We start from the raw sequence: 6,679 nt of genomic DNA, 5'->3' as shown, positions 1-6,679 counted from the left end.
AGCTTCGCTCTTTGATTCTTGAATCACATTCATCTGTACTTCAAAACTGCCCTTTGGGGCACTTTTGCCGCACGATGTTCACGAAGTGAAAAATAAGCAACAATTCATAAAACAAACTAATAAAACAGCAATAATCTAATTCAACCCACTAGCATTCGGATTAAAATATTGATCCACACTAAAGTCATAAGGACGCACTACTGACATCCCATCAAGTAGGCCAACGATATATCGAGCATATCCCTGTGCTGCATTCCCACCTGAAATTTCTGCCATAATATCGGCCAAATCTACCTGTGTGAGAACTTGTGTACCGGCCAGCGTTCCGTCTGACTGCAACACCGTTAACATCATTGCAGCATCATTTACCAAATAGACAAAGGTTCCTGGTGTAGTCGATCGGTACGCACTATAAGATGTATAGAGATTTATTTGAGTAATAGTTGGATCAGTACTAAATGGATAGATTATATTATCAATTTCTGTAACCACTGAGTCCTTGATTTTAACAAACATATGTTTATCACCATCAACAGTATGATCATACTTAAGATAACTTATTGCCCCGTTACTATTATCATAATTAATTTGACTCGTTCTAAGAATCTCTACAGGAACAGACATTTCATGAATTTGGGTCGGTGCCTGTGATGATATCGCTCCAGTCGTTTCATAAATATAGGCCGTATAGTCAGTCGCTGCAGTAGGGTCTACATCAACAACATCAGCAAAGTAGATTTTTCCCCCATCCTCACCTAGAAATTCAGCCGATCTCGTATAAAGCCTAGACTCTGCAACTTGAGTATCTGTATTGATGCAAGTGAGATACTTAGTTATAGAAACAGACAGCTTAAAGCAGAAATAGGAATCATTAGAAACGACCTGATTTTCACTAAAGGTTGCAGAAGTCATTGAAGGCGGAAGAGATGTAACTTCTGAAATAATTTCATCTGCCCCCATTTGATAAATTGTCTGATTTGTTTGTGAAAAGATATAGAGATTATTATTAGCAACGCTAAACCTACGAGGATCAAGTCCAGAAGCTCCAGCAATATAATCATCAACCATTTTTGTTCCACTAATTGTTCCATCTGTAACCCATAACTCAGGCCCATTGACAGCGTCGCCACCTTTAAAATACATCTTGTCATTAAAGAGCACATTTCGTTCCCTGATATTTAAAGTACTATAGTAAGTATTTGAAACAGTTTTTAGCATCTTAGTTCCAGCAACTGTCGTATCAGTCACCCAAAGATCATAAGTTGTGGCAGCAGACTTGATGATAAAAAAGAGCTGATTCCCAACTCGATTGACGAAGATTGGGTCTGATTGTCCATCATCATCAAAACGAGGAATTGTTGCCAGAACATTAAAGTTATTATTCTTATCAATTAGAATGATGTCGTAATTAGGATCATTAAAACCTGCTACAATCATTCCATTAGAAAATGTGTAGTGATTTCCTACTGAGTCAGCTGCCTGCGTGTCTGGATTAGTCATCTTTGAATAGGCAAAGCTAGCATTAGGGACTTGAACCGTGTCAGCAGCTAGTCCGTAGCTTAGATAAACTTCATTACCAGATCCAGTATCGTTAATCATTAAGAATGAAAAATCTGATGTTGTAATAACCTTTCCAACTCCATCACCTGAAGGGGGAGATACATCATCATCAAAATTAAAATCGACTTGAGAAACACATGAAGTTAAAAGAAGGACAGACAAAATAAAATTTAGATATTTAATAGATACCTCTACAGATGAACATGTTACTTCTTTATCGAACTAAAATAAAAACTCTTGAAGAAAATATAAACTTTTTTCGTTACGACTTTTTCAGGAAACATTATTTATTTCCATCGTTTATGTACTATTAGATGGTTGAGACACAATTCTATACTTTAGCTGAAGAGAGTTATTAACGTTTCTTTTAGGTTGGCAACCGAATCACGCGAGCTACGCTCTTTGATTCTTGAGTCACATACATCAGTGAGTCAAAACTGCCCGTTGGGGCACTTTTGCCACACGATGCTGCAGATGACGCTAACAAAAAACTAACTTGAATAATCACTGAAACTCGTCATAATGAATTCATGGAATTTAGTATCATGGTCTCTTTCTTTGTTGCATTATTATCAGTCGTAAACCCAATTGGGGCACTTCCAATGTTTATGGGGCTTACAAAGAACCTTTCAAAAACTCAGAGAAGAAGCATGGTACGAGTCTGCTCAATTGCAGTATTTGTAACTTTAATTATCTCCCTTTTTCTTGGAAAAAAAATCTTGGGCTTTTTTGGGATTTCAATTGGTGCCTTCACAGTCGGTGGAGGAATTCTGATTTTCTCAATGGCAACTTCCATGATCAATGCCAAGGATGTTGAATCTAAACTGACTCAGGAAGAGATGGATGATGACTCTATTAGAGAGGTTGGAATTGTACCACTCGCTATTCCTCTACTTGCTGGACCTGGAGCTATTTCCACGACAATTATTTACGCACAAAACCTGTCCTCACCAATTGACTGGGCCCTAAGTATTCCAATCATTTTCTTAGCTGTACTTTGTATCTATATCGCTCTTATTAATGCAAATCGTATTAGTGAAAAAGTTGGCCAATTGGGAGTTAATGTCACAACACGAGTTATGGGACTTTTCCTCCTAGCAATGTCAGTAGAGATGATAACAAATGGACTTGCTTCGATCCTACCAATTCTAAAGGCCAAGCTTTAGAGCATAACTCACTGCATACGCCTTTCTTGACCGAAGATTTTATATTCTTTAGAATTAAGCTTCATGTTTATAATTAAGAGCTTACTTACTATATTTATCACACTCTCCCTTGCTCATGCGACTAACCATCAAGCAATTGAAGCGAAGTGGTTATCCCTTTCAAAAGAATTTAACTTAGACCCAAATAAGCACGGCTTCTGCTATATTTATCAAGGTCAAGTATATGGCAAGAATGCACACTTAAAGGGCCGCCTAGCATCGACAAGTAAACCCATTACCTCACTTATGGCAATCGAAACATTAGGCCCAAATTTTCAATATGAAACAAGAGTCTACTCGAATGGAGACAGCATTCACCTAGAGGGATCAAATGATGGGATGTTTAGTGAAGAGAAAATCTTTTATTTAATTGCAGCACTGAATGCAAATGGAATCACAAAACTCAATACCATTAGCTTTGATGACAACACTCCTATTTTTGCTATCGCCCTAAGGCCATATATGAGTATGAGTGAAGCCTGGTATTCAAAAGAATATAATATTGAGCAACTGCAAGAGTACTTTAACCTGAGTCGTAATAAGAAAATTCAAATAAGACTAAAAGAGTTCTTACAAAAAACGGGAGAAGACAGGCTTAAGGAATTGGGCCTTCCGTTAAAGGCTTCAGCTTATCAGATGAAAGTAAATAAGGTTGTCTTTGCTGAATCAAATCCTCTTAAGGAAATTAAATCAACTTACTTAATTAAGTCTCCAGGCCTGCTTACTTATTTAAAGTTTCAAAACTCTGTCTCACATAATTGGCTATCAGATATTACTTATAAGAGCTATGGTGCACAGAAATACTCTAGCTGGTTCTTACAAAACCTAGTCGAAGAAAAACTTGGAAACGACTACTATCAAAAGAGAATTGGATTTAATGAAAATGATGCAAATATAAAACTATATACGGGCTCAGGACTTGATTCTAAAATTGATGGCAAAAGAGTTGATAACTACGCCACCTGTGCCATTGTCTTAAGTTCATATATCGCGCTTGAAAACAGCTTACACCAGACAGGCAATTCAATTGAACATATTCTTCCTATTGCAGGTGTTGATATTGGAACACTTTCAAAGAGACTAAATTCACAAAGAAACCTTGGTTCCATTTTTGCGAAAACAGGAACCCTCATGAACACAAAGTCATTAGCAGGTAAAATTTCAACACAACAAGGCCCAGTCTTCTTTGGCCACTTTCATCATGTATTCAAAGCAAATGGACGAGATCAATATAATGCTAAGATTGTTCAAGACCTTATGACAGAGTTTATGATTGAGGAATTTGGTGGCGCAAAGAAAATAAAGAATTATATGAAACCAAGACCTTTCATCCCACTAGAAGGCACGGTAGAAGAAATCTAAATGAATAAGACAGTAATCCCAATCGTTATCTTACTTATTGGACTTGCCACTTATATTTCTAACGAAAGTACAAAGTCCGTTCAAGAAAAGTTTCAAGAACCAACTCCTATTACTGCAATTGAATCTTCAGTTGTAAAAAAGCAAGCGGCATTAAAAAGGCCTTCAAAAATAATCTCTAAAAAAGATGAGGCCAATCATAAGCTCCTAGGAGCAATGGCCGACGAACGTGAAGACTTAATAATTCAAGCTTTAAATAGTGGTGCAAATCCTAATCTCATCTTTAACAACAGACAATTCACCATGGCCATGGACAAGAGCTTAAATTGCAATCCAAACGTTTTAAAAGCTCTAATTAAAGCAGGTGCCGATCTTAAACTAAAAGATACGCATGGAAAAAGCGCAATGGATTATGCAAGAAGAAATGGTAGCGCTGAGTGTATAAAAATCTTAAGTGATGCTGGTGTGAACTAAAAAGAAAATTGGGCCTTGGTTTTTACTTTAAGAAGAAAAGATAGGATTTTAGAACAAGAGAAAAAAACAGATTCCTGTTTTTCAGCATGGCCGGTAGAAGTGATATTGGGACTCTTATTAAAGAACCAAGGCCGTCCAACCATTGATACTATTAATAAAGCAATGAGCGTGCCAAGTTTTCTACTCACCAAAGCAACAGCCTTCCTAATAATATCAACAACTTAATAATGGAGCAAAAAGGTCACTGAGGTCAAAATGAACTCGTTTGGCAAATCGCAGAAAAGGTTCAAAATGCACACCGCGCCGCATCGTTCGTATATCTTGTGAGTACTTATGATAAGAATTTAGATAGAACAGGATTTAATTTTGAAATGATTGTCTCAGCTTCTTGCGAGAATGGAGAAAGAGAGAATCGAATAACGTTAGTAGCGGCCTCATCACTTAGGTCGTAGGCCTTTGCAATACGTGAAGGCTTGATAATACCAGACGCACAAGCTGAGCCACTAGAAGCACAAATTCCGGCCATATCTAATGCCATCATAACAGTGTTGATATTCTTATTATGTACACTGAAGAAAATTGTAGTGGCATTTCTTTTTTTTGCCTTAGCACCAATTAAAGTTATATTTGATCCAAAGTTTTCAACTAACCATTTTTCAATCTCATCTTTTACACCTTGAGTTCTTTCAATATTTGAATGTGAAAGATTGTAGTCGAGTGCAAGATTAATTGTATAAACACTAAAGGCATTCTCAGTTCCTGAGCGCATTGCCTTTTGTTGGCCACCACCACGAATTAATGGAGTCCAACTCGCCTCTTTTGAAACAAGAGTAAAGCCGACACCTTTTAGTGCGCCAAATTTGTGACCAGAGAAAGTATAGTAGTCAAGGCCAAGAGTTAGCTGATCCCAGTCCTTGATCTTTCCAACAACTTGTACACAATCAACATGAACACAAGCGCCAGTTTCTTCTTTGACTTTTAAAACCTCATCAAGATCCCACACGACACCATTCTCATTATTCACATAAGTGAAGTTAATGAGTTTCTCACCTTCACACTTGTTTAAAGCTTGAATGACTTCTTGTGTATCAAAATCACCACTATGTGTTTTTAACACGTGAAAGGTACCACCAAGAAGCTCTACATGCTCTTTCTGATTAACCATGCTCGAGTGATCGACATCAAAGCAGAAGACATGAAAACTACTTTTAGCTTTTAGAGCATTGAAGCAGAAGCCTTTTACAACACTATTAATGGCCTCTGTAGCACCTGAGTGAAAGAAGACATCATACTTAGTCGCATTGAAAGTATCTTGAATCTTTTTAATGGTTTGATTGATAAGAGATTTTGATTTTTTTCCCACCTGGTGAATCGAAGCTGGATTACCAAAGTAGACGGCCCCCTCGCAAAGCCAGTCTTGGACTGGTTTAACTAAGGGGGCCGTAGCATTATAATCTAAGTAGAGATAATTATTGATTAATTTCACCTAAACCTGATCTAATTCCTGAAGCGTACTCGCTAAATGCACTTTCAGTTGAAGTGTTCTGAGTAGCAGCTTCTACAGTTTGAGTAGTTTGCTCATTAGAAGTTTCTTCACCTCTAACTTCTGACTCAACCTCACCTGATTTTCTTACAAGGTCACCTAAAGAAGTTGTCGTTAGGTATTCGCTCATAATGAAACCAAGGTTTTGAAAGTAGTTCTTAGACAGGTGGAATTCAACAGTGCTTGCTTGCTCTGCTTCTGTTCCAAGAATGTCTTTTGCTGGATTGATATTCTCTCCAACACATTCAAGAACGTCTTTAATTGTGATTTCTTCCATTGAACGAGCAAGAACATAACCACCACCTGGTCCTCTTACTGACTTAACTGCTTGGCCATTTCTTAGCTTTCTGAAAAGTTGCTCAAGGTAGTGAAGTGAAATGTTTTGTCTTTCTGAAATTTCCTGAAGTCTTACAGGGTTTCCGTTGCTGTGAGTAGTTAGGTCAAGCATTGCTCTAACTGCGTAGCGTCCTTTCGAAGTGAGTCTCATTGGTCTTCCTCCATAAATCCAAATGTTAAATAAAAAAATAGTTTTAAAACT

General features: G+C 37.4%; 7 protein-coding genes. 4 read left to right on the top strand and 3 right to left on the bottom strand.

The window, feature by feature from the left end:
• Nucleotides 1-135: 135 nt before the first annotated feature.
• Entirely contained in the window at nt 136-1,722 is a 1,587-nt protein-coding gene (locus tag ABMA72_RS00745) for a hypothetical protein (protein ID WP_393055472.1), read from the bottom strand.
• Between the two features lie 368 nt (nt 1,723-2,090).
• Here ABMA72_RS00745 and ABMA72_RS00740 point away from each other — a divergent pair, with 368 nt between their 5' ends.
• The 4 genes from ABMA72_RS00740 (at nt 2,091) to ABMA72_RS00725 (ending at nt 4,823) form a co-directional block, all read left to right on the top strand.
• Nucleotides 2,091-2,726, top strand: coding sequence for a MarC family protein (locus ABMA72_RS00740; protein WP_392860445.1), 636 nt, complete (start codon nt 2,091-2,093; stop codon nt 2,724-2,726).
• Nucleotides 2,727-2,789: 63 nt separating this feature from the next.
• On the top strand, nt 2,790-4,127 hold the full coding sequence (locus tag ABMA72_RS00735; RefSeq protein WP_393055469.1) for a D-alanyl-D-alanine carboxypeptidase: 1,338 nt from the start codon (nt 2,790-2,792) through the stop codon (nt 4,125-4,127).
• Complete coding sequence (locus ABMA72_RS00730) at nt 4,128-4,598, top strand: ankyrin repeat domain-containing protein (protein ID WP_393055466.1); 471 nt, start codon at nt 4,128-4,130, stop codon at nt 4,596-4,598.
• Between the two features lie 15 nt (nt 4,599-4,613).
• A complete protein-coding gene (locus ABMA72_RS00725; RefSeq protein ID WP_392860441.1) occupies nt 4,614-4,823 on the top strand; it encodes a hypothetical protein in 210 nt (69 codons plus the stop codon).
• 106 nt (nt 4,824-4,929) lie between these two features.
• Here ABMA72_RS00725 and ABMA72_RS00720 read toward each other — a convergent pair whose 3' ends face one another.
• Nucleotides 4,930-6,084: a cysteine desulfurase family protein gene (locus ABMA72_RS00720; RefSeq protein WP_392860439.1), complete on the bottom strand. Its 1,155-nt coding sequence runs from the start codon at nt 6,082-6,084 to the stop codon at nt 4,930-4,932.
• Nucleotides 6,068-6,628: an Rrf2 family transcriptional regulator gene (locus ABMA72_RS00715; RefSeq protein ID WP_392860438.1), complete on the bottom strand. Its 561-nt coding sequence runs from the start codon at nt 6,626-6,628 to the stop codon at nt 6,068-6,070. The genes ABMA72_RS00720 and ABMA72_RS00715 overlap by 17 nt, the downstream gene beginning before the upstream one ends.
• Nucleotides 6,629-6,679 lie beyond the last annotated feature (51 nt).

Origin of the sequence: Halobacteriovorax sp. CON-3 (assembly GCF_043196995.1) — a bacterium.
GTDB lineage: Bacteria > Bdellovibrionota > Bacteriovoracia > Bacteriovoracales > Bacteriovoracaceae > Halobacteriovorax_A.
This window is presented reverse-complemented; position numbering and strand designations above follow the sequence as displayed.